The sequence below is a fragment of the Pseudoclavibacter sp. Marseille-Q434 genome (assembly GCF_050315415.1).
In the GTDB taxonomy this organism is placed as follows: domain Bacteria; phylum Actinomycetota; class Actinomycetes; order Actinomycetales; family Microbacteriaceae; genus Pseudoclavibacter.
The window spans coordinates 800,905-825,303 of record NZ_JBNPQH010000002.1 but is presented as its reverse complement, the minus strand read 5'-3'; the positions used below and the strand labels follow the sequence as shown (position 1 = coordinate 825,303).

The window sequence follows — 24,399 nt, the reverse complement described above, 5'->3', positions numbered from 1 at the left end:
CTAGTTTCAGTGCTCGAACGTGGAGTCTTTGAACTTCAATGTCGCGGCGTTCTCCGAGATGATGCGTCGTTCTGACTCGTCAAACCCGGCATGCTTTTTCGCCTGAATGTCGATGGTGATCTCCAGCTCTGCGCCCGTACCGGCTAAGCGGTCGATCACCTCTCGGGTTACGTTGCCGATGTCCCGTGAGTAGCGGTCAGCGCTTACCGTCACCGAGCCGAAGTAACGCGCCAGCACGGCGTTGACCACCGCATCGACGCCAGCCTGCCCCCCAGGCGGGGTGCCCTCAGGCCAGACGTCGTCGACTGGGCCGACGTTCGCGTTGTCACTGGTCTGCGCGGCAGGCAGGGATGATGGCATCGATGCAGAGGCTGACGACTCGACAGCTGCCTGGGCGGCCTCCTCATCGCGCCGCCGCTGTTCCTCACGGTCAGCTTCGATCTGCGCTTCTGCCTTGGCGACGTCGATGAGTAACGTACTGTCAGTCACCTGAATCGTGACGCCGTGCTGGGGTGGCAGCACCAAATCCAGGTAACGCCCCGTCGTCTCGTCCTTGCCTCGGGCCATCGCGAAACGCTCATTGTGGATCATGATTGAGTCCACGGCCGTCTCGATCGCACGGTCGAGCACGTCGCGGTTGACTAATCGCAACATGTACGGGTAGCGGGTGAAGTATCCCCACACCTCGGCGACGCTAATCTCGCCCTTCTCGCGCCACAGAACGCCGAGCTCTCTCTGCAGCGTTTCACCCAGGATGGCCGCGCCGAGGTCCGTGATCAGGAGGTCGTCGCGGCCGAGCTTGACGCTCACTTTCTGCGCGAGCGAGGCACCGGATTTGTCGGGTACCTTGTCGACACTGAGCGTGAACGGTTTGGTCGCCTCGAACTGTTCTGGGTAGGTCGCCCACACGTAGGTGTCGCGCAGCCGGTCCGTCACGGTCTGGTCGAATCGCGCCACCTGGTCGTCGGTCTGCCGACGCTGCTGCGCTGACAGGTTCAACGACTCGCTCGTGGCTTGGACCTTCTTCCACCCCAGGTAAACGCGGGTCGCTCCTTCGAGGTGGTCAAGCTCATTTTTATCGGCGACAAGAAACACCAAGGCGTTCCGGTGGATGCGCTGACTCGAGCCTTTTCGCTCGATCGCCGCGTGCACCCACTGGTGGGCAGTGCTCTCAGCACCGCTGTTCTTCTGTCGGGAGTGGCGCGGGTGAACGATCACCAGACGAGTGTTTTCCAGATCGGGGATGTCCGCGCTGGACTCCGGGGCGATGTGGACGCGATCGAAGGCCCCACGGACCCGTTGTTCAGCGTCGAGGCGCGTCACGATCTCGTTCCACACTGACTCGACGTCCTCACGCAGGCGCTCGGCGTAGTCGCTGGCCGTCTTCGTCACAGAAGGTTGCGTATCAAACCAGTAATGGCCCTGTTCCTCGTAGAAGTAGGTCGACTTCTGCCCCAGGAGGTCGATGGCACTGCCGAAGTTGCCGAGCGTGTCGCCGGGAGTGCACGTGCCCAACCACACAAACTGCTTGTCGAGGCCCTTTCTGCTCGACTTACTCCTGGGCGCCGCCCCCATGAAGATCGTGCGGGCGATGCGCTGGGTGACGTGGCGTTCCTGTAATGCTGGGCGACTCTTGTCGATCGCGGCCGCGGTGGACCCTGCACCGTCGATGTCGGAATCGATAATGGGCTTCCACTGGTCCTCGAGGTACTGCGTCAGATCGGTGTTCACGATGCTGGCATCGAGCGGCACATGGCCCGGCATGATCAAGGGAGCCGCGTCTTCAGAGATCCACAACTCGTGCACGATCGACGACACGAGCTTCAGGACGCCACGAGTGCGCTGGAACCGCTCCAACGTGGACCAATCTTCATAGAGTCGATCAAGCAGCTCCGGGTGCAGCGGATACGACGCCTTGATCCGATCCTCATACTCGCCCCCCGGGACGGTAGCGTCGCGTGGGAACAGGTCAATGTTCTTGCGGTACATAGTGACGAACTGCCGTGCTGTTGCCGCGATTGCAGTTAAGCCTGCGGCGTCTGGAGCCTGGAAGAGGCGACGGCGCACGATCTCGAACGACTCATCTCGACTCGACGGCCGCCACTGATCAGCGACGCGACGGATTACATTCTGCAATCGCTCCAGCGCGAGTTGACCGTTCGCCCCGCCGATCTCAAGGTCAGTCGCGCCCGTGTCGGATGCTGGGATCGAGACCACCAGCATCACGCCCGGCACAGACTTCACGATCTCGGTAAGAGACTGCGCAAACGTGAACTGAGTATCGAAAGAACCTGCGGGAAGTTCCTTGTCGGTCACGAGTTGGCGGGCATACGCGACCCACTCATCGATCAGGATGAGCGCTGGACCGTGGGCTTGCAGTAACGTCCGCAAGGCGTCACCGGGATTCGTCCCGGCCGCGTCGTCGTCGGCGATTTGGTCGAACGCTTCACGTCCCCCGAGCTGCCATGCCAGTTCGCCCCAGAGCGTTCGGACCTCTGTGCCATCGTTTTTGACGATCGGTGAGCCCGCCTTCAAGTATGTGCCGACGAGCGCCACACGCTTGACCGATAGCGTTTCTAGATTGGCACTCCCCGCTGCCGCGATGAGTTTCTGTAGCTCGTCGGGGAACTTGGTTGCTCGCGTGCCGCTGAAGAGGTGGTAGAGCGCGAGCATCGAGTGCGTCTTGCCGCCGCCAAAGTTCGTCTGGAGGTTCACGACCGGGCTCGCGTCCGTTGACCCGTTCATCCGGCGCAGAGCCCGTGAGAGCAAGTCGCGCAGGCCCTCGGTGAGGTAGGTCCGGGTGAAGAACTCGACAGGGTCGCTGTATTCCGTGCCGATGGCTTCACCGGTGTGCACGAAATGCAAGTCGGCAGCGAATTCGGAGGCCGTGAACTCGCCACGAGCAACATCGTCGTGCGGACGAATTACCTCACGCCACGGCCGCAGACCCTGATCGGACGCCGTGACCGCTGACGCGCGCTTGACCTGTTTGCGGGTCTGGTCTTCGTAGACCGTGCGCTGCAAGTCCTGGCGAAGGCTGTGGATGTCTTTTGCCGAGTCGACAGCTCCCACAGCCTGGAGGAGCCTCTCCATCGTGTCGAGGGCGCGGGACGTGTCGTCGGAACTGACGGGTTTTCCGTGCATGACGTCGTTGCGGAAGTCTTTGAGTTCGGACCCGTAGCCCTGTTGAGCGCGAGACAGGACGTCTTTGAAATCGTACCCCCTTTCAGTGATGGCCCGTAACTGAATTTGAGCATCAGTCTTGTCCATCTGCAACGCAGGACGGCCGCGCTTGACGGCATCTTCCAGAGACCATTTTGTGGTCCAGTCGGCGGTGCCAAACGAGGTAGACATGACCTGGTCGACGGTGTCGTACATCCCTTCAGCGAGGAGCCCGAAGGCTTTGAACAATCGCTCCTGGTTGTTCATGGCCACCGATCAGTCCTCCACGTCATCGAAATCGAACATCGACTGCGCACCCAACCGCGGAGCGACAGCTTCAAACTTGCGGGCCTGTTCGTTCAAGTCACCCCAGGCGCTGACGAGGCCGTTAAAGAGGCCCGCATCCTTGGAATCCTTTTTCTTTTCTGCCTCGTGGAAGAGCAAGAAGCCAAGTTCCTTGACTGCGTCTAAACTCACGCGCGTTTGCACGGTAGGGATGAGTTCGGCGACCTTGTCGGCGCCATCCTTCGCCATCACGGCGGCGAGGCGCACTGTCGCCTCCCAGACGCTGACCCGGTCATCGGCTCCTACATCCCATACGTCTTCAAGTGAGGACGGCGCAAGTAGGCGAGCCTTGCCACCCTTCGCTTCAAAGATCCCACCACGTTCCAACGCGCCGATCGACGTGTCTGACGAACGCGCAAGCTGATCCGCTATGCCGGAGCTTTCCTGAGTCCAGCCATACTGGCGGTACCACTTGATAGCGAAGCGCGTGTCGCCGTCGAAGTCGGATTCCTGATCGCCGATGACCTCGTCGAGCGTCGCATTCACCAACACAAGCGCGTCCTTCACGCTCATGTCAGAACCGTCCGCCTCGCGCACGCGTGAGTAGCGAGAGAACACGGCAATTCCTGGCCCGATCGCAGCCTGTGCCAAGTCGACAGGAGCGATCGCGCCCTGCATCAGCGTGCGTAGCGCTTCAGGGAGCTCAGACTTGAGCGCAGCAACGAACGCCCGTCGAGTTGTCGTAGGCGCATCGTCTGGTCGTGGGCGGCATGCCAAAACTATTGACGATGCAAGCGCGTTGGTGCCTACGCTCACCATGCGCCCGCTGCGCTCGCTCCGCATGGGCCAAGTTGCAGTGATCTCCCAGCCCGAGGCGATCAGACCATCGAGCAACGTGTGCCAGCCGGTGGAAGACGTGCCCGCATCGCGAGTGTCCTGCTGTTTGTATGCGTAATAGACTGCCATCGGCGCTGAAAGGTTTGCAGTGGCTCGAATTCTCTTGAATACGGCATTGAATCCATTCACGAAGAACTTTGCGGCCCCTGCCCTGCCACCGTGTCGATTGACGTTGGCAACAAGTTCATCTGCCTTCGGAGTGAGGACGGTGCCCAGGGTTTGCGAGTGGATTTCCCCCAGTGAGCGTCGAAGCCACACATAGAAGAAGTCCGATAAGTCCGCATACCCGACATTGTCATAGTAAGGCGGGTCGGTCGAAACAACGACATTTTCGTACCCACGCGACGCTGCATCCGCCTGAAATACAATGCCAGAAGGATTGCTGCTCGGGAGGCCGTCAATGCCGGATGCCACCCACCGAACATGAGTGAGAAAGTGTCCAACCGAACTCGAGAAAGGGTTGATTTCCGTGTAGTCCCAGACCATCGGAATTGCTTGGCGGGCGAATGTATCTCGGACACCTTGGATCTGTGGAATCCAGCTGCAAATTGAGGAAGACCAATCAGCCAGCTTGCTGATCGCGAAGGCGAGGTAGGTGCAGACGGCGTCGGCGTAAGCTTCGGCACCGCTTCCCCCAGTTTGAAGCCGTTCACCAGAGGCTACTCCGGCAGCGAGCGCATCAGTTACAACCCGAGCATGCACCTCAAGAATCAGGTCACTGAGAGTCACGAGTGTCGTTAGTTGACGATCAGTGAAGGCATCCGCCCACGTTGGCATTCCATACATCGGAAGGCGGTCTACATCGTGATTGTTCGTAGGAACTTCTTGAGTTGGTACATCAGTTGGACGTGTCACAGATGCTGCGCGCACGTGCTTTTCCGAGGGAGAAACGAAGACACGTGAACGCTTCGCTTCTCCGACAACGGCCATCAGATGCGCGCCCAGTCGCCCCGCCTGTGCTTCTGCCCGAATGTACGCGTTGGGGATTAGTGTTCCATCCCCAAGTGCGATGCCGTTGCCTCGGGTCATGGTGCCGTCATTATCGGTTTGAGGCCCATTGGCGTCATGGCGAACTTCATATCTGACGTGCCCATTGACGACTTCGGCGTGAATCCAGGCTTCTCTGCCCTTCTTCTTGCTGAGCCACCAAGTTCGGACGAGGGGAACTTCTATCGGGTTAGCTGGATTCGGGCTCTTGACCGTTCTTGCCCAGATCCAGGCGATAACGGTGTGCTCTGTTCCTTCGTCAGATTTGACCTTCGGATAGAGGTGACCGATCCTTTCTTGGGCCTGATCGCGCATCCATTCGCCATAGCGGTGAACGTCTTCCGCAAGTCCTTCAGCCCGAATCCACCCGGTCCGCGTGCCAGAGGCACCGGGGAATACAGGGTATTTGTCACTGAATTTGGGGGGGAACTCAATCAGTGCCCTGTTGATGAGGACAGCCAGGGGGTTGAGATCGCTGGCGTGCGCTTCCATTCCGAGGCGTTGTGCTTCCAGTGGGATGGTTCCGCCACCAGCAAATGGGTCGAGCACTGACGGTAGTACGCCATCATTCGATCGGCGGATCTCGTTTCGAGCCTGTTCCATCAGCTGCTCATCATTGCTGTTCTCCCATACAACAAGCTTCTCGATGAGGGAATGCAGGCGGGCGCGCTCGGCGTCCTGTGCTTCCACTGTTGGAAATTCATCGGGTCGGGAGGCTGGGTCATCAACCAACTGTGCGAAAAGCACCGCCCTCGCCGCGACCAAGGGTCTCCGCGCCCAGTACAAGTGCATCGTTGCCGGGTGACCTTTGCGTGGCACCGACTTCTCATGTTGTGACGCCGCATTTATTGCTTCGAGCGGCAGAGACGTCTCGATGAGCTTTTTCTTGTGCTGACTGGTCATGTGCTGTCTTTCGGCCGTGGTGTTGGTGTCGTGTATGGGCTGGGTCATAGTGGTTTTGCTCCACGACCCCAGTAGTCGTGCCACTCTTCGTTTAGAGAGCGGGTGGTGTCTGAGGGGTCCATGTGATCGAACGCGCCAGTCACATATCGCAGTTGGTCGTACGTGACGCCGGTCATCGAGACGCTTACGAGCGCCAGTCGGTGTCGGTCGCCCTGAGTAAGGGCGAAGGTCACCTCGTTCGTGGTGATCGTAAACGTGTCGGCGCCTTCGATCCGGCCCTTGACCTCGATGTAGAAGACGCGTCCCTCGGAGTCCGTGGAGCGTATGTCGTACCCCGGATTGTTCCGCGCCATTTCTTCTGGCGAGCGACCCAGCGCCCGTTCAGCCGCGAGTGTTGCCTCGACCGCGCGGCGCTCAACGACCTCAGTGTTTCGAGCGAACAGCTGTGGCTCCGACCTCGCTGGCGTGAGCGCCCCGCTGGGAACGACGAGTGCCATGCCCCGAATGATTGCGGGAGCAGCGGCGACCTCCGTGGCGGCTTCAAGCTCGCGCATGCGACGGCCGAGGCGATCCTCGAGTTGGTGAGAGCGTATGAGCGCTGTCTCGGCTCGAACACGACCGACCGCCCCACCGCGTTCGAGCGCGATAAGCCGGTTGTGTTCGCGGTCCCAGTGGTTAATCTCCGCTAGCAAGCGTTCACGAACCTGGGCTCGTGTGCGCACCGTTTCGATCTCAAGTCGCGATTTGACTTCGTCAATGCGCGGTTGAAGCCCATGACGGAACGCTTGCGCGCGAATCAGCTTGTCGTGGTTCTCACGCGCCCAGTCGCCCGCGAGGATCGCGTCGATCTGGTCCGCTTCGTCATCTTGTGGCCGGTCGTAGTCCAGGTACGGCGGCGTAGAAGACACGGTCACGGTCCCGTTACTGGCGAACTGGGGATAGTCAAAATGGTGCGAAAGTGTATCGGGCTCTGGGGCTGTGTTCTCGATCTTCTGCTCGACCGTGTACATCAACGCTGGGTCGCTTGCTTGCCTGTCGCGGCGGTCCACTAAGACGGTGCCGCGTTCTAGCACGCCGCCAAGATCTTCGATCGTCGTTTCAATGACGGCGTGCAGCAGAGGATGACCGGGAGCAATGAGGGCTGCCTCAATCTGACCATCGCCGTGTTTCTTATCGAGGTCGAACGTGATGCGCTCGTACTGTTCGGCCACCGGGGCCCACCGGTTGAGGCGGCGTGCAGCATCGATGACGCGACTCGGAATGCGCGTGATCTCGTACCGTCCACGTTCGCGTCGGCGAACCCTTCCGCCAAGTCGTGCGAACGCCGGCAGGAAGTAGGCGGCGATGTAACCGGGCTGCAGGCGACGTTCGCGCGCCTTCTCCATACGTGCACGAATCTCTTCGAGATTCAGGGCACTGAACATTTCGGGATGAAGGGCTCGCTCTTCGAGCATGTCTTCAAGGCCGTCGGAGATGCTGCGATCGATGATTTGATCGAGCTTCGCCTTCGTATCGGGCTGATCTCCGTAACGAATGGCCTCCATCAGGAGGTCACGCAGGGACCGCTCCTGGAACGCGTCAGCGTCGCCGAGCACGTTGAACAGGTTGCCGTTGTAGGCGAGCGACATCTGGTCGATCTTGGACAGGAGACGGGTGAAGACATCGCCTTCTCGGGTGTCCTTCGCGACCATGTTCCAGAGGTGGCACACTTCTCGCTGCCCGATGCGGTGAATACGGCCGAACCGTTGTTCGATGCGGTTGGGGTTCCACGGCAGGTCGTAGTTCACCATGAGGTGCGCGCGTTGAAGGTTGAGGCCTTCGCCCGCGGCATCGGTGGCGAGGAGCACGACCGTGTCGGGATCGTGCGTGAACTGCTCGCGAGCTGCCTTGCGCTCCTCGCGTCGCGTTCCCCCGTGAATCGTGATCACGGCGTTGGCGCGGCCCAGGAGTGATGAGATCTTCGTGTGAAGGTAGTCGAGGGTGTCGCGGTGCTCGGTGAAGATGATGATCTTGCGGACGTCGCCGGACGCGGCGTTCGTGAGGAGTTGCTCGTCGAGGATGGTGCGTAGCTCCACCCACTTCTTGTCGTCATCTTGCAGGCGCACGCGCCGCGCCTTGCGGATGAGGTCTTCCAGGATGGCGATCTCGGCCCGCAGCTCGGGGATGGTCTGCGCGGCGGTAGCAAGATCGACCACGGTGTCGATCCGTTCCTCAAAACGAGCGCGCTCGTCCTCCGTGGTCTCGTCTTCGAACTCATCAATCTCGTGGAGTGACAGCGTAGGGAGCGCTACTTCAGAGAAAGCGAGTGCGGGGCGGCCTGTGGTTCTCTGGTCGGCGTGCGATGGAGCGTCCGTGCCGGGTCGCGCGGTCTCGGTGGCACGCTGCATTTCGCGTAGCTTGCCTTCCAGGCGCTGCTGGCGTCGTTCCAACGAGCGCAGGATGGCCGCGGGACTGGACGCGAGTCGTCGCTGGAGGACGGTGAGGGCGAAGCCGACGTTGTTGCCGCGCTTCTTGTCTCCTTCCGCGGCAATCCGCTCGGCACGCCCCATCTCGGTCCGGACGTAGGTCGTGACTTCCTCGTAGAGGTCTCGCTCGGCGGGGCTCAGCTCGTACTCGACGGTGTACGCGCGGCGCTCAGGAAAGAGCGGCTTGCCTTCGAAAGTGAGGAGGTCCTCCTTCACCATGCGACGCATGAGGCCGTGAGTGTCGGTGCGGTGAACACCGTGACGGAACTGGCCTTCAAATCGGTCGCGATCGAGCAGGGACATGAAGAGTTGGAAGTCTTCTTCCTTCCCCGCGTGCGGGGTGGCGGTCATGAGAAGGAAGTTGTGGGCCGTGTCGGACAGGAGCCGGCCAAGCCTGAACCGTTTCGTCTCGTCGACTTCCCCCGCCCACGACGAGTAGTGGGCAGACATTCGGTGAGCCTCATCGACGATGGCCACGTCCCAGGCCACGTCGGAGAGCTGTTCCAGAAGATCTTCGCTGCGCGAGACCTGATCCATGCGGACGATCAGATACGGGTGCTCCGCAAAGACGTTCCGGCCTTCCGCGTCATCCACCATCTGACGGCTGAAGACCTCAAAGCGCAGATCGAACTTTTGTGAGAGTTCTTCTCGCCACTGCTCCACCAGCCCACCCGGAGCGACGATGACGGCCCGCTCGCAGTCGGAGCGCAGAATCATCTCCTTGAGGTAGAGCCCGGCCATGATGGTCTTTCCGGCTCCTGGGTCGTCCGCCAGCAAGAACCGGAGCGGGATGCGTGGCAGTAACTCTTCGTAGACAGCGCGGATCTGGTGCGGGAGTGGGTCCACTTCGGAACTGTTCACCGCGGCCATCGGGTCATAGAGTGCTGCGTACTTGATGCGCAGCGCCTCGGACGCGAGGCGGAATTCGTCTGGGTCTGCATCGAATGGAGGAGCGGATTCGAGATCGCTCATTACCTCGAAACGAGCGGCGTCTACCTCAGTGATCGTACGAGCACCGCGCCGGCCAGTGTCGTCGCGGTACCCGACTTCAACGAGTCCTTCGTCGAGGGGATCAACCGCGATGAGCGTGACCGTCTGGCCTGGCACAAGCCCACGAAGGCGCTGTCCCAACCGCAACGCGTCGAGGGTGAGGGTAGGCGGTGGTTGAATCATGAGCATCTCCTTCCAGATTTTGGGCAGTAGGTCAGGCTATGTGCGGCCACCGACATTCCTGCGACGGGTGCAGGGTGGTGCTCATGCGGTGGGAGCCGCTCCCCCGCGACGGACCCACTCGTCCACCTCGCTCGCCTGAAATTGCTAGAGGCGGCCGATCTTGTGCGCGGGCATGCCCTTCTCTGCGATCCACGTATAGACGGTGTCCTTCGTGACGCCGAGATGCGCAGCGATATCGACCGCCGATAGCCAGGGCTCAGACATGCTCCGTTCTCCCTCGTCGGCCGCCACTGGCCGTCATGGCGATGATATAGGTGAGACCCTGTTGCGCAGGGTTTGTCCGACCTTGACCAATTTTCACCGCTCTGAGCAAAACTCAAGGGCGCACCAAGACAAGGAGTGAGCACTATCGCTCGTAAGGTCCGCTCCCCTTGGGGGGTGTCTCTGGGGGTCGCGGTTCTGCTGGTCGCTGCTCTCGACGTGACAGTGGGTGAAACTCCCGCTTTCGCTGTTCCACCCCAGGAATCGTCGCCTGCTGGTGCCGTCGATAGTAGCGTCGCGTCGCTGTCGGGTTCAGGTTTGATCATTGAAATTGATGGTGTTTGGTGCGTCGATGGCGCCTCGGTTGCGGCGGCGGCGGGGCTGCGCACGGTGAACTCGTCGCAGGTGGGGTACGACCGAGACCTCTTCGCGCACTGGTCAGATCCGGACGGCAACGGTTGCGACGCTCGCAACGACATCTTGCAGCGGGATCTCACGAACATCGCTCTGCGTGCTGGGGATGGTTGCGTCGTCGAGCGTGGCACTCTCACCGACCCGTACACGGGAGACGTGATCTCGTTCACGCGCGGTGTTGCGACTTCCGGCGCCGTCCATATTGATCACATCGTGCCTCTCGCAGCAGCCTGGACCGGCGGCGCGAACACCTGGGACGCAGGGCAGCGCGAAGCGTTCGCGAACGACCTCATGAACCTGCAGGCGGTCGACGGTCGCGCAAACTCTGCGAAGGGATCGCGCCTCGCTTCCCGAATGGATGCCCCCGAATGCCGCCTTCCACTGCACCTATTTGGCGCAGATGACGAGCGTGCTCGCGGCCTACGACCTGGCAGTCACCCCAATCGATCAAGACGCGATCATCAACGGCGGGAGCATCGACGGCGTAGCGTTCGCCGGCGCCACAGCGTGTGCTCTCCCCGCCGTTGACGAGTCCACGCAGGCACCATCTACATCAACGCTCCCTTCTGAGGCGTCTCGAGCTCCATCGGCGTCACCATCTGTCATGGCCACGCCTGCGCCTGCGATCGGCACCCCAGAGTCGGATGCCGAGCGTTCCTCCGAGGTTGAGGCGCCCGGCGGTCGGGTGCTGCTCTGGACCGTGGGACTCGCGGGAGCTGCTTTCATTGCAGTCTTGGTGGCCCGCGCGCGTCACCGCCCCTGAGGAGCGTTGCTACCGCCGCCCTGAGGCATGGAGCTCTGATTGCCTGTGCGGTCCGCCAAGCTCAAGGACCCGCAGGGGTGGGCAGTGGAGCACGGCGTTGGTGTGCACACGCGCAAAGCGATCCGAGGGACCCGCTCCAAGATACCTTGCAAAATAGCTTGACTTTCGGATGCACACTGATGCAAGATGAGGGAATGCAAGCTAGTTTGCGACCTACCTTCAGGAGAAGTTCCCATGTTCCCCATCACCGTTCATGTTCCCGCCCACCGCGTCGAAGAGTTCTACATCAGGTTCGGAGAGTTCCTCTCCGAGACACCCGACCTCAATCTGCCGCAGCAGCTGCCATCGGGTATCGTCCCGGGCTGGGTGCAGTCCGAGGAAGCCGCGTCGCTAGCTTCGGCCTTGTGGTCCGAGCTCTCCGCCCCCGGCCGAGCCGTCCTCGAGCAACTGATCCGGAACGTAGGCGATGAGACCGTGCGCGTCACGCCGGACGAGGTCGCCACGGCAATGAATCACCCGAAGGGAAAGTCTGGTGTCGCGGGCGTCCTTGGTGGAGTCGGCAAGGCCATCCGCCGTGCTGGCCTCCCGATGTACAGCACACCCAAGGGGCTCGCGTGGCACTACATCTGGGACTGGGATGGCGAGCGCTACTCCATGACCCCCGAAGTGGCGCGCCTGCTCCGGGATGCTCAGCGCGAAGAGCGCTGACTACCCGAGGGGCAGGATCTAACGTCAGATGCGCTCGATCGGCACGGTGAGTCCAGGTAGCGACGGCGGGTGGGTGCCGGCCGCAATCTCAGGAACCTCGAGCACCTCGATCGCCTCCGACATCTGGGCTTTTTGCAAGCGCCGATACAGTGTCGCCCGCGAGATGCCGAGGTTTCGCGCGACCTCTGCGACCGGCACGTCGGCCGCGACCAAGTGGGCAGCGTTCTTGAGTTGGCTCTCGCTGATTTTCCTTGGGCGCCCGCCCAGGTCGGAGCCGGCGGCTCGGCGCTTGCTGACCGAGTCGAGGACGCGTTCGCGTTTGATCTCGAGTTCCATCTGCGCGAGCGCGGCCATGACGGTGAACACCATGGACCCCATTGGGGTTGACGTGTCCACGTCTCCCCCGCCCAAGTTCAGGACCCGCAGTGCTACTCCTTCGCTGCGGAGCTCTTCGGCGAGCGTGAGCATGTTGCCGGTCGAGCGGCCGAGGCGATCAAGAGTCGTCACTACGAAAGTGTCACCAGGCTCGAGCGCCCGCAGTGCACCGTCGAGTGCGGGCCGGGATGCGTTCGCGCCCGACGCTCCCCGATCCACGTAGAGGTCATCGGTACGGACGCCGGCTGCCCGCAGATCGACTTCTTGCCGGTCGGTGTTCTGGTGTCGAGTGGAGACACGGGCGTAGCCGATGAGCTTGGTCATTCCTGCACCATACGTGTCGCAAAACCGACCCCTGCGACACGTCTACGGTGAGTCGGTTATGAAACATGGTTTTGAGAATCCGAGTCCCGCGAGATTCCGCCACCCACTCCCCCGGATCGGTGTCTCACACCGGTTGTCTCAAAACCCTAGGGTTACGCGAGCATGCTTCTGCAGCGAGTCGATCTAGCCTGGGTCGAAGATGTGCCCCAGAATGCCGCTGGTCAGCGTGAGCCAGACGAGCACGACCGCTGCTCCTAGGCTCACAAGTAGCGTGAGTATTTTCCTGTTTTCGTTCGTTGGCATGTCACCAGCTTGCATGCTCGCCATCTGCAGGCATCCACGGCGGTTGCGGGAGCCGAGGCGCAGTCGTCGTGGTGCCGTCGCGCGCCGAGGTGTGTTGGGGTTCGTTCTCTACCGCGTGAGACACCTCAAAACCCATGGGTTTCGCGAGGACTGGATGGGATCGAGCAGGCTTGCCTTGCGATGCCGCCCGGGTTGCTTGCGAATCCGATTGGTCTAGCCATTTGGGTGTTCCAGCGACTGGAGACAAGCGGTCGCTTCACTGGGTGAGAGAACCCTCGGCCGCCATCCGACAGCACGCGCAATGCGTCGCCTGAAGCCGTCGAGATCCCGAGGACGAGTAGGCCCCGGGAGGAACGGGGATATGGCTGTGGCTTCGTCACATCGATCCCGGTCCTATGTTTAGAGGGAAAGTCTGTCAATGAGCCCCCGTTCGGGGTCGGTCGATACTCCGGCCTCGCTCTGTCAGCTATGTACTCCGTTGAAGGATCAAAATTGCTCAGCTATCCCCTTTTCCTCGTTCGCGGCCTGAGCGCTGTCGCCCTGACAGGGGTGCTCGCGATGCTCGGCGCGACGAGCGCAGTAGCCGCGCCCGTCGGCCTCACGAGCGCCGCGCACGAGCTCACGACTGAGGACGTGAACGCGTGGCTCGACGGGATGCTGCCTTCCGCTCTCGAGCGTGAGGGAATCGCTGGTGCAACGGTTGGAGTCGTCAGCAAGGGACAGGTGATGACGCAGCGTGGGTATGGCTACGCGGACACCGGCTCGGACACTGAGGATCCGGTGCCCGTGGATCCGCAGCACACGCTCTTCCGCATCGGGTCGATCTCCAAGGTCGTGACCGCCACCGCTGTGATGCAGCTCGTCGAGCAAGGACGTCTCGCCCTGGATGCGCCAGTTCAGGACTCTCTCGACTTCACGCTCGACACCTCATTCGAGAAACCCATCACGCTTCGTCATCTCCTCACCCACACCGCCGGCTTCGAGGACAAGATCGCCGGAGTCATCGCTGGCCCCGGAGGGAATGCCACATCGCTCCGCGATGCCGTTACGATCGACCCGCCCGAGCAGATCGCAGAACCTGGCACGACCCCCGCGTACTCCAACTACTCGAACGGGCTCGCCGCGTATGTCGTGGAGCGGACCGTCGGCGTCGGCTACGCCGACTACGTCCAGGAGCGCGTCTTCGACGCGGTAGGCATGTCGACTGCAACGCTCGCCCAGCCGCTGCCCGATGAAATGCAGTCATCGATGTCCAAGGGTTACTCGTTCACCGGCTCCGCCGAAGTGCCGTTCGAGATCAACGCACCCGCCCCTGCCGGTGCGATCTCCGCGACGACTGCAGACATGAACGCGTTCATGCTCGCGCAACTCGGGGACAGCAGTCCGCTGCTCAGCGAACGCACTCTGGAGCAGATGCACGAGCCAGCCCTCAGCGCCGAGGAGCTCGGCGGTCTCGCTGCAGGACCTCGCATGACCCTGGGCTACTTCGAGGCGGACAGAAACGGGCACCGGATCCTCAGCCACGGAGGTGACCTCACCGCGTTCCACGCGCAACTCGACCTCTACCCAGACGACGAAGCCGGCGTATACATCTCCCTGAACAGCACCGGGTTGAACGGGGACGCGTCGACTGCGATCCGAGACGCCCTGTCTCGCGGGTTCGCAGACCGGTACTTTCCCGACCAGCGCGACGCAGCCGTCGTGGAAACGACGACCGCAGCCGAGCATGCAGACGAGATCGTCGGCACCTATCAGGTGTCGAGGCGCAGCGAGTCCACGTTCGTGCGCCTTTTCGCTGCCCTCTCCACCGTGGAAGTGTCTCCAAGCGCGGGCAATGCGGTGACGATATCGGCGGTCACCGACTTGGCCGGGACTCCCGTGGATCTCGTCGAGGTGGAGCCCTGGGTCTGGCAAGAAGTTGATGGGCAACGACGCTTCGCCGTCGATCAGCAGGACGGACGCGTGGTCGCGATCGGCCTCAACCCGGCGTTCGCGCTCCAGCCGATGTCGCCGAGTCGGGCGGCGTTGCCGATCATCGCGACGCTCTCGCTCGCTGTGCTCACTGCCGCGGTGCTCGCGCTTCCTGCGCGGTGGGGCATCCGTCGCTGGTACAAGGTCGCTCATGAAGCCCCGCGTCGAGAGCGGCTGCTGCGCCGTCTCCGAGCGGCAGCCCTCCTGGCGCTTGCGCTTGCGGGCATACTCTGGGCGACTGTCGCGGCGACGCTCCTCTCGGACGGAGCTCCACCGTCCGCAGTGATCCTGCGTTCAGCACAAGCACTCACCTTCGCGGCCGTTCTGGGCGCGCTTCCCGCAGCGCTCCTCACAATCCACCGCGCGCAACCAACGGAGAACAACGCGGAGAATCCTTCGCCGTGGCGGTCCAGAGGGGCACGCACCCTCCGCATCACCGGACGCATTGTTCTGACGCTCGCATTCTGTGGACTCGGGTACGTGGCTGTCGTCGGCGGATTGCTTCTCCCGAGCATCACCTACTGACCACAGGTACAGGTGCTTGCTCCGCGGCTCTCGAGGACGGTGACGCCCGCGCTGCGATCTACGGGCACGACGGGGCGGACCTCGACGGGGAGCTGCAAGCCCGCGCCCCACTTGACGTCTCGTCCGTCATGCAACCTGTGACTGCCAGTGAGACATCTCAAAACCCATGGGTGGTGTCAGCCGGTCGTCGCAACACCTGGTCTTGGTGGATTCGAGAGTAGCTCTTCGAGGGTGGCTGCAGGGGTTCTACCGCCGAGGGTTTTTCGTGGTCGCTGGTTGAGTTCCGTCGCGACTTCGAGCAGCCGTGCAGGGCCGTGAGCGTTGAGGTTCGTGCCTTTCGGGAAGTACTGTCTCAGCAGTCCATTTGCGTTCTCGTTCGAGCCTCGCTGCCAGGGAGAGTGGGGGTCGCAGAAGTAGATCGCCATATCCGTTGCGAGGGTCACGTCGAGGTGTTTCGCCATCTCGGTTCCCTGGTCCCAGGTCAGCGACCGACGAAGATGGGCCGGCAGTGTGCTGATCGTCGCGATCAGTCCGTCTCGGACCGCGGGGGCGCTATGTCCGTTCGGGAGATGAACGAGCATCACGTAGCGGCTCGCGCGCTCGACGAGCGTGCCGATTGCAGATCCGGATGCCGACCCAACGATCAAGTCCCCTTCCCAATGCCCCGGGACGGCTCGATCTCGTGCTTCGGCGGGCCGTTCGCTGATGAGGATCTTGTCGCGGATCTTGCCCTTGTCAGTGAAGCGTAAGCCGCGAGGTTTGCGGGCAGCGTGCCCGGTGCGGAGGTGTGTGTGCAGGTCAGCGCGGAGGTGTCCGCGCCCCTGGACGAACAGGGCTTGGTAGATCGTCTCCGGTGCCACGCGCATCTCCGGATTCCTCGGGAACAGACGGGCCAGGTCATCACTGATCTGCTGTGGACTCCAATTCTTCACCAACCGCTCCTCAACGAGCGCCGCGAGGACCGGCTCGTCGAGCCGGCATGCCTTCGGTCGGCGCGCGCGAGCCTCGCACTACTTCTGGGCCGCGTGCGGCCGGTACCCATGTCTGCCCGGCTTGCCGTTGCGTCGCAGCTCGCGCGAGATGGTCGACGGCTGCCGTCCCAGCTCCCGCGCGATCTCACGCACCCCGGCGCCCTGCAGGCGCAGATCCGCGATCCGTAAGCGATCCTCGAGCTCGAGATACCGACCCGATCGCGGCTTGTCCTCGACCGGGAATCGACCACCGGCCGCTTTGATCCACCGATACCCCTGGCGTCTGTGCACGCCGAGAGTTTCACACGCCGCTGACGAAGATCGCCCCTCCCGCATCAGCTCCCAGAACTTTCGCTCGCGCTCCCGCGCAGCACCGCTCGCTGGCATCCGCCCACCCCTTACTCATCGGGGTGTTGCAACGACCGACAGAAACCGCCCATCGTTTTCGGCGGAGTCATCCCTGTGGGCACTTCCGCAGAGATCGTCGTTCTCGCAGCGATGCGTGTGTCTTGATCGCGCCCCCCCCCCACAAGCCGACGGCTGACCCGACAGAGCCGTCAGGCAGCCGGTCGGGCGCTGTCGCTCGTCGCGACGATGGTCTGGCGGTACGCCTTGATTTTCCGCTCCAGCGCCGCCAAGTGACGCTGGACCTCGGCCTGCCGGGCGAGGACGGCCGAGTGGTGTTGTTCGAGGAGCGCAAGACGCTCGGCATGATCAGCACCGGCCCGGTACGCCGCCGCGTATTCGCGCATCTCTTGCACGCTCATCCCCGTGCCGCGGAGCATCACCGTTCCGGCGAGCCAGCTCAACGCGGCCGTGTCGTACCGTCGCCACCCGTCCGGACCACGGTCGGGCGCGGGCGCGATGCCTTCCTTCTCGTAGTAGCGGATGGTGTCGACGGTGATGCCGAGGAGGTCTGCGGCGACACTGATCGTGACGGGCTCGTCGACGTGGACCTCGGGAAGCAGCATGGAACTGAGTCTGCCACTTGACATGGTGTGCACACCAGTGTGGAAGGTTGTCTTCGCCCGGGGCACCCCGGCGAGGAAAGGACACCACATGCAGCAGATCCCTCTCGGCTCCCAAGGCCTTCAGACTTCCGTGCTCGGGCTCGGATGCATGGGCATGAGCGCCTTCTACGGCGGCGCCACCGAAGCAGGCTCCACCGAAGCCATCCGTCGAGCGCTCGACCTCGGGATCACCCTGTTCGACACAGCGGAGGCGTACGGGCCGTTCGAGAACGAGCGACTCCTTGGTCGCGTCCTCGGCACGGACCGGGAGCGTGTGGTCATTGCATCGAAGTTCGCGACGGACTTCACCGACGACGGCGAACCAATCGGCCTCGACGGCTCCCCAGAACACGCGCGCCGCGCGATCGACCGGTCCCTTGGGCACCTCGGTACCGACCACGTCGACCTCTGGTACCTCCACCGTGCAGACCCGAAAGTGCCGATTGAGGAGACCATCGGCGCGATGAGCGAAGCCGTCGCTGCTGGCAAGGTGCGCTACATCGGCGTCTCAGAGACTTCGGCCGAGACGCTTCGTCGGGCGCATGCGACGTTCCCGATCACAGCGATCCAGTCCGAGTACAGCCTCTTCGAGCGCGACGCCGAGCACAACGGCGTCCTCGACACAGCCTCGGAGCTCGGCGTCGGGTTCGTACCCTTCTCCCCACTCGGGCGCGGATTCCTCTCCGGAACCGTCACCCGCAAAGACGACCTGCCTGAAGGCGACGCCCGCCGCAACCTCCCCCGGTTCTCTGACGAGGCCATCGAGGCGAACCTCCGCGTCGTCGCAGCGCTCAAGGTCATCGCCGACGAAAAGGGCGTCACCACGGCGCAGCTCGCGCTCGCGTGGCTGATCCAGGCTGGCACAGTGCCGATCCCCGGCACCGCCAAAGCCGCGCGCATCGAGGAGAACGCCGCCGCCGCAGACGTCGTACTCACCGCCAACGACCTCGAACGCATCGACGCCGCATCCCCGCACGGCATCACGGTCGGCACCCGTAACACCGAAGCAGGAATGGCACGCGACCGCGGCTGACCTGCACGCGAAGGCCCGCGACACCGAACAGGTCTCGCGGGCCGGCGTCGGATTCAACACCGCGCCCCTCGCAGCGATGCGCCGAAAATCCCTGCCGTAAGGGGTTTTCGGTGATCGTTTGTGGCGCCTCTAAAGCGCCGACGGTTCCGGTCCCGCCAGAAACGATGGGTTTTGAGGCGAGAGCGATGGCCGAGTTCTCCGGCCTTGCGGCTCGGATCGCTCGCCGTTATGAGCAGCAGGTCCTCGACGGAGACTTGGCGTAGTCAGGATGCGTGGAGCTGCTGTCAGCACAAGTGCAGTGTGCCTGCCGACGTCGAGAGGACTGCTTGTTCGCGGGTCGTCTCAATGATTCGCGATGCTCAGACGCTCCTGAGCCCTTGTTCCGAGTCAGTGAGGCGGCGGTGCGGTTAAGGGGTCAGTGTTTCTTCACGACGGTGAGGAGGATGGCTGAATCGTCAACGGCGTCGAGGGAATGAGGTCCGTCCGGGACGGTGAGCAGGTCTCCTGGAGAGCCGTTCCAGAACAGGTCACCGGCTCTGAGCGTGACGCGACCTTCCAGGACTTGTACGGTCGCCTCTCCAGGGTTGACGTGTTCGGCCAGGCTTTCACCGGCCCGCAAGGCGATCAGCGTTTGGCGTAGGTGGTGCTCGTGGCCGCCGAAGATGGTCTTCGCGCTTCGCCCGCTCGAGGCCGTTCGCGCGTGAGCGAGTTGATGGCGGGCAAGTGCAATGAGCGAGGTCTTCTGCATGCCCTCATCATTGCCCGTGCAGTTGATGACGTTGTCATGCGCTCATGGGACGTGTCGAACCCGCGGATTGTGCGACGGGCAGTGTCCGCACCTAACGGGCCGCTATCTCGCGTGGAGCGTGCGGGTTGAGGCCGGTTCTGTGCAGAGTCGCATCCCCGCCGGCGTGCTGGCGGAGGCGATCAGCAGCTTGACCCAGTCTTCGTTGATGCTCGGTGGCCGGCTTCCGATAAATCGGAAGCGGAGATCCGTGTGCGGGGTGATCCAGAGGGTTTCTCGTCCGCCTCCGCTGGAGTTGGGTCGTTGCATGGTGAACGCCACGCATCTCTCCGCCCGGAGCATGCTCAACAGTGCGATCTTCAGGTGCGACAGAGGCCGGTCATCGATCTCGAGCTCGTACCCCTGGCTGCCGTAGTACATGTACCCCATGAGTTATCCATCCTTTGGTTCTGAGAAGCCGAGGCGACAGGCTCGACTCGGCAACTCGGTGAGTGCCCGAACCAACGACGAAGGGGCTTGGATACCGATCACTCTCCATCCTCCTCGCGACAGCCACTCCCCGCCGAAGAACTTCCCCGCGACGGAAGCAACCGTTCGCCGCACCACTGAGCGCACCGCTACTCCGTCGCAGATGAAACCCGGCAGGGCCACGCCCCCGTCGGTGCCGATGTGCATTCGAACTTTGCTGGGAACGGGTTGAGTACGAAGTTCAATCCGTGACGACTGGGCGGGGCGCGGGCTACGTCTTGCACATCAACGACTAGGACTACCCGGTGGCCGCTGGGTACGTCGAGACACTTCGCTCACACGTGCTTTCTGCAGTCCGAGCTGGTGGTTGCCGTCTCTCCCCGACTCTCGCGGCGACGACCGCGCTGCCCAGAGGCCCCGTGCCTTGGGCTCATCGCTAGATCATTCCGATTCTTCGCTGCTGGTGTGGTGCGGCACCCCGACGGGTTTCGATTCGCTTGAGCCGCGCTGTCGCAGGTAGATGGAGAAGACCACCATCGCGCCCACGGCGAGGAACTCGGATTGCCAGTTCTGCAGGGACCGGTTCCAGAAGTCGGCCGAGCCGACGTATTCGAGCCAGGGCAACGGCAGTTGTCCGTGCTGCGCGTTTTCCTCGTTCGCGACGACGCGTCCGGCGATGGACTGCGCAAGCCATGACAGCAGGAAGATCGCGCCCATCACGAGCAGCAGCGAGTTGGAGTAGACCCACAAGCGGATGCCTCGCGCCTTCGCCCAGCGTGGCGAATCCGCTCTCGCATGCTCCCCCACGAGTTGATCGGCGTCTGAACCCGTGCCTTCGTCCCCGGGCTGTTTCGATTCCGGGGAGCCGCGTTGCACGAGCCAGATCGTGGCGAGGATGAAGAGGAAGAACTGCAGGAACTCGGATTGCCAGTTCTCGGCGACATCCACGATGAAGTCGGATGAGGTCACGAATTCCAGGTACGGCACGGACGGCTGCCCATGCTGTGCCTGTTGCTCGTTCAGATAGGCGAGGCCGGCGATGGACTGGGCGACGAGCGTGAGGAGGAAGATCGCGAGGAACGCGAGGCTCAAGCCGGCGTCCCGGAGGCTGCGGTTCATGGCTAATGTCCCGCCAGCGGCAGGATGATCATCGTGGCGAGGCCGCCGATGATGAGTAACAGCCAGGTTCAGAAGACCACCCGCATGCCGCGCGTTTCGCCGTTTCCTGAGTTCGTCATAAGACCACTCCCCCATCGTCAAGTTTCGCTAGCGAGGATGATCCGTCGACCGTAGCGCGCGGGATCACTGCGGACGAGATAGGGGGCACCTCCCACCAGGTGTTCGTCGGTTCGGACGACGAACTGCGCTGACTTAGTTCGAGTCGTCAGCAGGGTCGGTCATCGCAAACACCTGGGGAGCTTCAGTTTCGCGATCCGTGTGAAGCGTCACGATGGGTACCGGTAGCCTGGCCGCCCGGTTGGAGGAAAGGAGCCATCCATGAGTCGACCTCAGTCCGAAGGCAGTTCTCCCGCACCTGTGTTCACCGTTGGACACTCGACCCGGCAGATCGCAGATTTCCTTGCCCTGCTGGAGGAACACGACATCGAACGGGTCCTTGACGTGCGAAAGCTTGCAGGCTCGAACCGTTTCCCGCATTTCAACGCGGACGCTCTTGCCGCATCTCTCCTCGACCGCAACATCTCGCTCGAGCACATCGACGCGCTGGCTGGGCGGCGTCTCGTCAGCAAGACCGTGCCTTTCGAGGTGAACGCGTGGTGGCAGAACCGCAGTTTTCACAACTACGCGGACCATGCTCTATCCGACGAGTTCCGATCGGCGCTCACAGATGTCTTCCCTTCGGGGCATCGGATCGCGATCATGTGCTCCGAAGCGGTCTGGTGGCGCTGCCATCGCCGCATCATCGCGGACCATCTTGTTGCCGGCGGACGCGACGTGCACCACATCATCGGCCCTGGCCGTGTTAGTGCGGCCGAGCTAAGCGCCGGTGCGAACATCAGCCCCGACGGGCTCGTCACCTACCCAGCCGCAGCTTGACCGCCTCCGCGACCACAACAAACCCGGCTACTGCCGCACCGTGTTTCCGCGTGAGTGACGTCGGCCCCTTTGACGACGCAGCGCCGAACCCGCACGAGTAGGCACTAGGGCCTCGCCGCCCACCAGGCCATGCCCGCTGTCGTCCTCTTCCCGAGAGAGCAGGCAAAGGGTGGGCCGGGCGCTGGAGGTGGCCTCGCGAGAGCGCAGACACCTCGGATTTGTGGGTGCTCATGGGCTATGGTCAGAGGTTCAGCTGGCCGGCCAGCTTGACCACAGATCGGAACGACATGACTGCCTCAGAAACCACTTGGGTTCCCCCGAGCGTCCTCGAGCGGATGACCGAAGAGCTCACCGCGCTCTCCGCACAATCAGCCCCCACCCCGGAAACCAGTAAGCGAATACGAGCACTTCGAGAAGCACTGCGCACGACCGACGCCGCGGACAAGCCCAATGACGGGCTCGTCGAACCCGGCATGCTCGTTACCGTGCTGTTCACGAACGCCGCGCGCACCTCAATCTTCCTCCTCGGCTCGCGAGAACTGATCTCGCTTGAGCCTTCGATCGCTGTCGACGTGTACTCACCCTCATCGCCCCTCGGTCAGGCCCTGAATGGCGCCCGGGTGGGAGACACTGTCTGCTTCACGCCCCCGTCGGGCGTCGAAACCAAAGTTCGGGTCATCAGCGCCGAACCGTTCAGCGGATAACCGCAACCGCAGCCACGTGCACGTTGCCTAGTCGACGTCCTCGCAGCAAGAGTCACCGCTTCCTGCAGACGCTCACAGCATCGCGCACTCGCGGCTCCTGCGAGACGTGGCACCCCCGACAGGACAGAAACTCTCACCGCGGCCGTAGAGACGGCTCTGGTCTCTTGCCGCGCGGTCCATCGTCGACGGGCCGTGCAGGCACTGCCGTCTCGAAGCGACGGTCGCATCCGATTCCCCCGGAGCCACCCATCGGCTGTCTCGCTCGCCTGGCCGGGAGCCAGCCGACGGGGGGCTGCCCTCGTTGAACAAATGGAGCATCATGCCCCGCCCCACGCTCCTTCTCGGAGCTCCACTCGACATCCTCGACTCGTTTGCAGCATCGCCATCCGTCTCCGACCAGCGTCTCGAGAGTCTCCATCGCCCACGAATGCGCGCGCCGTTGTCGCGGCGATCGATCTTCGTGAGGCCCCCTCATCAGAGGCGACCAAGGAATGCTTCAAAACGTCTGGGTCAGCGGCGATCGAGGAGGCTCAACGACACACGCAGCTCGAGCACTTTTTCGTGATCTACGTTGCGACTCCAGCCAGCTCGAAGTTGCTCGCCACTTCCGCAGCGGAGCTCGCGTTGCAGGCGCATGCTTCCTTCGAACGAGAGCTGGGCGCGTTCGTGGACGTGATCGTGATCGACGTCTCTGCTTGTACCGAATCGGCGCTGCTCGAGCAGCGGATGACATCGCATATCCGGCGGCGGCCTGGGTCGGTCTCGGATAGTGCGCTGTGTTGGGCGAGCATCGCGGCCGACAGTATCGCGGCCGTCACGGCGAACGACTCGTGCTGAACCAGCCGCACCAGACTCCCGGGTGAGTTCACACTAGGTCGCATGGTGGTGAACGCGTCCGACCGCTTGCTCCGGCCAGGCGGCCGTGACGATGCAGTCGTACCTCGATCTAGCATGATCAGTGCAACGCGTCGGCAGTATGCCGCCGCAGGTCCCCGACGACGTCCGTGAGGAACCAGGGGTTCCTGGTGTGCCAGCGGAAGTTGAGCGGTGAAGGATGCACGAGGGGGAACTGTTCGGGGAGGAAGCGTTGGTAGTCCCGGACAGTATCTGTCAGCCGGGTTGCTCTCGAGGAGGGCAGGTAGGCGTGTTGGGCGTACCGTCCGATCAGCAGCGTGAGACGAACTTTGGGCATGAGCGCGAGCAGCGGCGGATGCCATCGGGCCGCGAATCCTCGGCGCGGTGGGGCGTCCCCGGAGCCGCTGCGATGCGGGCCGGGGTAGTAGAAGTCCATCGGCAGCAGGGTGAACAGGTTGGGGTTGCGGAACTGTTCCTCGGTGACGCCCAGCCATTCGACGAGCGTGGCGCCGCTGGCGTCATCCCATGGAATGCCGCTCGCTTGTGCGCGCCGTCCCGGTGCTTGCCCGATGACGGCGACACGTGCGCTCGGACCCGCGGTGTAGACGGGAGCCTTGCCCTGGTCCAGGAGGTGCTTGTTGCTCTCGTCATGCACCAGGTCATGGTGCAGGAGCGCGAAGGGATCAAGGTTTCGGTTGTTTTGCACGGGCCCTCCTGATGTCGACTCGGTCAGCGCACATGGGCGTGGCTTCTTGTGCCAGCAAATTGGGTGCAACGCCGTCGTGGCAAGCTGCCGGGGAGCCATCCCAGTAGACGATCCTCCACCAAGGGCTGCCATCACCCAGTTGCGCCACGAGGCGGCCCGCGTGACGTGGGCCAGTCCCGATGCGCGCAGCGATCTCTCCGTACGTGATGACCTGCCCGGGCGGGACACCATTCACGATTCGTCGAACCTCGTCGAGCGAACTCATGCGACCGTCTCCAACGCCAGGTAGGTGACGCGTCGGTCACCCATGTGAGTGAATGCCGCAAGCACAACCAA

The 24,399-nt window shown here is 62.8% G+C and carries 17 protein-coding genes and 1 pseudogene; 7 read left to right on the top strand and 11 right to left on the bottom strand.

The annotated features are described in order from the left end of the window. Window positions 1–6 precede the first annotated feature (6 nt). The 4 genes from ACQFZP_RS10795 to ACQFZP_RS10780 all read right to left on the bottom strand — a co-directional run bounded on the left by ACQFZP_RS10795 (window position 7) and on the right by ACQFZP_RS10780 (window position 10,136). The gene (locus tag ACQFZP_RS10795) at window positions 7–3,429 is read right to left on the bottom strand and encodes a DUF499 domain-containing protein (RefSeq protein ID WP_249312439.1); all 3,423 of its coding nucleotides are present in this window, start codon (window positions 3,427–3,429) and stop codon (window positions 7–9) included. A 9-nt stretch (window positions 3,430–3,438) separates the two neighbouring features. Beyond that, window positions 3,439–6,282 (bottom strand): DUF1156 domain-containing protein, encoded by a 2,844-nt coding sequence (locus tag ACQFZP_RS10790; protein WP_249312292.1) that lies wholly within the window; start codon window positions 6,280–6,282, stop codon window positions 3,439–3,441. Further along, a complete protein-coding gene (locus ACQFZP_RS10785; RefSeq protein WP_249312291.1) occupies window positions 6,279–9,872 on the bottom strand; it encodes a helicase-related protein in 3,594 nt (1,197 codons plus the stop codon). The genes ACQFZP_RS10790 and ACQFZP_RS10785 overlap by 4 nt, the downstream gene beginning before the upstream one ends. Window positions 9,873–10,016: 144 nt before the next feature. Continuing rightward, on the bottom strand, window positions 10,017–10,136 hold the full coding sequence (locus tag ACQFZP_RS10780; protein ID WP_307852816.1) for a helix-turn-helix domain-containing protein: 120 nt from the start codon (window positions 10,134–10,136) through the stop codon (window positions 10,017–10,019). A 174-nt stretch (window positions 10,137–10,310) separates the two neighbouring features. Here ACQFZP_RS10780 and ACQFZP_RS10775 point away from each other — a divergent pair, with 174 nt between their 5' ends. Both ACQFZP_RS10775 and ACQFZP_RS10770 read left to right on the top strand, forming a co-directional pair. After that, complete coding sequence (locus tag ACQFZP_RS10775; protein ID WP_211891293.1) at window positions 10,311–11,075, top strand: HNH endonuclease family protein; 765 nt, start codon at window positions 10,311–10,313, stop codon at window positions 11,073–11,075. Window positions 11,076–11,544: 469 nt separating this feature from the next. Next, a complete protein-coding gene (locus tag ACQFZP_RS10770; RefSeq protein ID WP_211891292.1) occupies window positions 11,545–12,018 on the top strand; it encodes a DUF6416 domain-containing protein in 474 nt (157 codons plus the stop codon). 24 nt (window positions 12,019–12,042) lie between these two features. Here the strand turns inward: ACQFZP_RS10770 and ACQFZP_RS10765 are convergent, their stop codons facing one another. Further along, window positions 12,043–12,717, bottom strand: coding sequence for a recombinase family protein (locus ACQFZP_RS10765; RefSeq protein ID WP_211891291.1), 675 nt, complete (start codon window positions 12,715–12,717; stop codon window positions 12,043–12,045). Window positions 12,718–13,512: 795 nt separating this feature from the next. On the opposite strand from ACQFZP_RS10765, the gene ACQFZP_RS10760 reads away from it, so the two are divergent. Beyond that, on the top strand, window positions 13,513–15,516 hold the full coding sequence (locus ACQFZP_RS10760; RefSeq protein ID WP_211891290.1) for a serine hydrolase domain-containing protein: 2,004 nt from the start codon (window positions 13,513–13,515) through the stop codon (window positions 15,514–15,516). Between the two features lie 176 nt (window positions 15,517–15,692). Here the strand turns inward: ACQFZP_RS10760 and ACQFZP_RS10755 are convergent. Next, window positions 15,693–16,823 (bottom strand): annotated as a pseudogene (locus ACQFZP_RS10755) (IS30 family transposase). 221 nt (window positions 16,824–17,044) lie between these two features. Then, window positions 17,045–17,458: a MerR family transcriptional regulator gene (locus ACQFZP_RS10750; RefSeq protein WP_055939212.1), complete on the bottom strand. Its 414-nt coding sequence runs from the start codon at window positions 17,456–17,458 to the stop codon at window positions 17,045–17,047. Between the two features lie 88 nt (window positions 17,459–17,546). On the opposite strand from ACQFZP_RS10750, the gene ACQFZP_RS10745 reads away from it, so the two are divergent. Further along, window positions 17,547–18,530 (top strand): aldo/keto reductase, encoded by a 984-nt coding sequence (locus ACQFZP_RS10745; RefSeq protein WP_055939215.1) that lies wholly within the window; start codon window positions 17,547–17,549, stop codon window positions 18,528–18,530. Window positions 18,531–18,945: 415 nt separating this feature from the next. On the opposite strand, the gene ACQFZP_RS10740 is transcribed toward ACQFZP_RS10745, so the two are convergent. Together ACQFZP_RS10740 and ACQFZP_RS10735 are read right to left on the bottom strand one after the other, a co-directional pair. Further along, on the bottom strand, window positions 18,946–19,278 hold the full coding sequence (locus tag ACQFZP_RS10740; protein ID WP_211891289.1) for a cupin domain-containing protein: 333 nt from the start codon (window positions 19,276–19,278) through the stop codon (window positions 18,946–18,948). A gap of 906 nt (window positions 19,279–20,184) precedes the next feature. Continuing rightward, a complete protein-coding gene (locus ACQFZP_RS10735) occupies window positions 20,185–20,862 on the bottom strand; it encodes a DUF6766 family protein (RefSeq protein WP_211891534.1) in 678 nt (225 codons plus the stop codon). A 378-nt stretch (window positions 20,863–21,240) separates the two neighbouring features. Between ACQFZP_RS10735 and ACQFZP_RS10730 the strand changes: the two genes are divergently transcribed. The 3 genes from ACQFZP_RS10730 to ACQFZP_RS10720 all read left to right on the top strand — a co-directional run bounded on the left by ACQFZP_RS10730 (window position 21,241) and on the right by ACQFZP_RS10720 (window position 23,339). Further along, on the top strand, window positions 21,241–21,798 hold the full coding sequence (locus ACQFZP_RS10730; protein ID WP_211891288.1) for a DUF488 family protein: 558 nt from the start codon (window positions 21,241–21,243) through the stop codon (window positions 21,796–21,798). A gap of 335 nt (window positions 21,799–22,133) precedes the next feature. After that, window positions 22,134–22,502, top strand: coding sequence for a GreA/GreB family elongation factor (locus ACQFZP_RS10725; protein ID WP_211891287.1), 369 nt, complete (start codon window positions 22,134–22,136; stop codon window positions 22,500–22,502). A 561-nt stretch (window positions 22,503–23,063) separates the two neighbouring features. Further along, window positions 23,064–23,339, top strand: a complete 276-nt coding sequence (locus tag ACQFZP_RS10720; protein ID WP_211891286.1) for a hypothetical protein — start codon at window positions 23,064–23,066, stop codon at window positions 23,337–23,339. A 118-nt stretch (window positions 23,340–23,457) separates the two neighbouring features. Here the strand turns inward: ACQFZP_RS10720 and ACQFZP_RS10715 are convergent, their stop codons facing one another. Both ACQFZP_RS10715 and ACQFZP_RS10710 read right to left on the bottom strand, forming a co-directional pair. Beyond that, window positions 23,458–24,063, bottom strand: a complete 606-nt coding sequence (locus ACQFZP_RS10715; protein WP_211891555.1) for a uracil-DNA glycosylase family protein — start codon at window positions 24,061–24,063, stop codon at window positions 23,458–23,460. Beyond that, window positions 24,041–24,328, bottom strand: a complete 288-nt coding sequence (locus tag ACQFZP_RS10710) for an MGMT family protein (RefSeq protein ID WP_211891285.1) — start codon at window positions 24,326–24,328, stop codon at window positions 24,041–24,043. Before ACQFZP_RS10710 ends, ACQFZP_RS10715 begins: the two co-directional genes overlap by 23 nt. Between the last annotated feature and the right edge of the window lie 71 nt (window positions 24,329–24,399).

What these genes read in the sequence shown, in the direction of transcription:
- ACQFZP_RS10735 (WP_211891534.1), bottom strand. Translation starts at nt 20,862, where the DNA reads ATGAACCGCAGCCTCCGGGACGCCGGCTTGAGCCTCGCGTTCCTCGCG.
- ACQFZP_RS10750 (WP_055939212.1), bottom strand. Translation starts at nt 17,458, where the DNA reads ATGCTGCTTCCCGAGGTCCACGTCGACGAGCCCGTCACGATCAGTGTC.
- ACQFZP_RS10765 (WP_211891291.1), bottom strand. Translation starts at nt 12,717, where the DNA reads ATGACCAAGCTCATCGGCTACGCCCGTGTCTCCACTCGACACCAGAAC.
- ACQFZP_RS10770 (WP_211891292.1), top strand. Translation starts at nt 11,545, where the DNA reads ATGTTCCCCATCACCGTTCATGTTCCCGCCCACCGCGTCGAAGAGTTC.
- ACQFZP_RS10780 (WP_307852816.1), bottom strand. Translation starts at nt 10,136, where the DNA reads ATGTCTGAGCCCTGGCTATCGGCGGTCGATATCGCTGCGCATCTCGGC.
- ACQFZP_RS10795 (WP_249312439.1), bottom strand. Translation starts at nt 3,429, where the DNA reads ATGAACAACCAGGAGCGATTGTTCAAAGCCTTCGGGCTCCTCGCTGAA.
- ACQFZP_RS10745 (WP_055939215.1), top strand. Translation starts at nt 17,547, where the DNA reads ATGCAGCAGATCCCTCTCGGCTCCCAAGGCCTTCAGACTTCCGTGCTC.
- ACQFZP_RS10790 (WP_249312292.1), bottom strand. Translation starts at nt 6,282, where the DNA reads ATGACCCAGCCCATACACGACACCAACACCACGGCCGAAAGACAGCAC.
- ACQFZP_RS10740 (WP_211891289.1), bottom strand. Translation starts at nt 19,278, where the DNA reads ATGCAGAAGACCTCGCTCATTGCACTTGCCCGCCATCAACTCGCTCAC.
- ACQFZP_RS10785 (WP_249312291.1), bottom strand. Translation starts at nt 9,872, where the DNA reads ATGATTCAACCACCGCCTACCCTCACCCTCGACGCGTTGCGGTTGGGA.
- ACQFZP_RS10725 (WP_211891287.1), top strand. Translation starts at nt 22,134, where the DNA reads ATGACCGAAGAGCTCACCGCGCTCTCCGCACAATCAGCCCCCACCCCG.
- ACQFZP_RS10730 (WP_211891288.1), top strand. Translation starts at nt 21,241, where the DNA reads ATGAGTCGACCTCAGTCCGAAGGCAGTTCTCCCGCACCTGTGTTCACC.
- ACQFZP_RS10710 (WP_211891285.1), bottom strand. Translation starts at nt 24,328, where the DNA reads ATGAGTTCGCTCGACGAGGTTCGACGAATCGTGAATGGTGTCCCGCCC.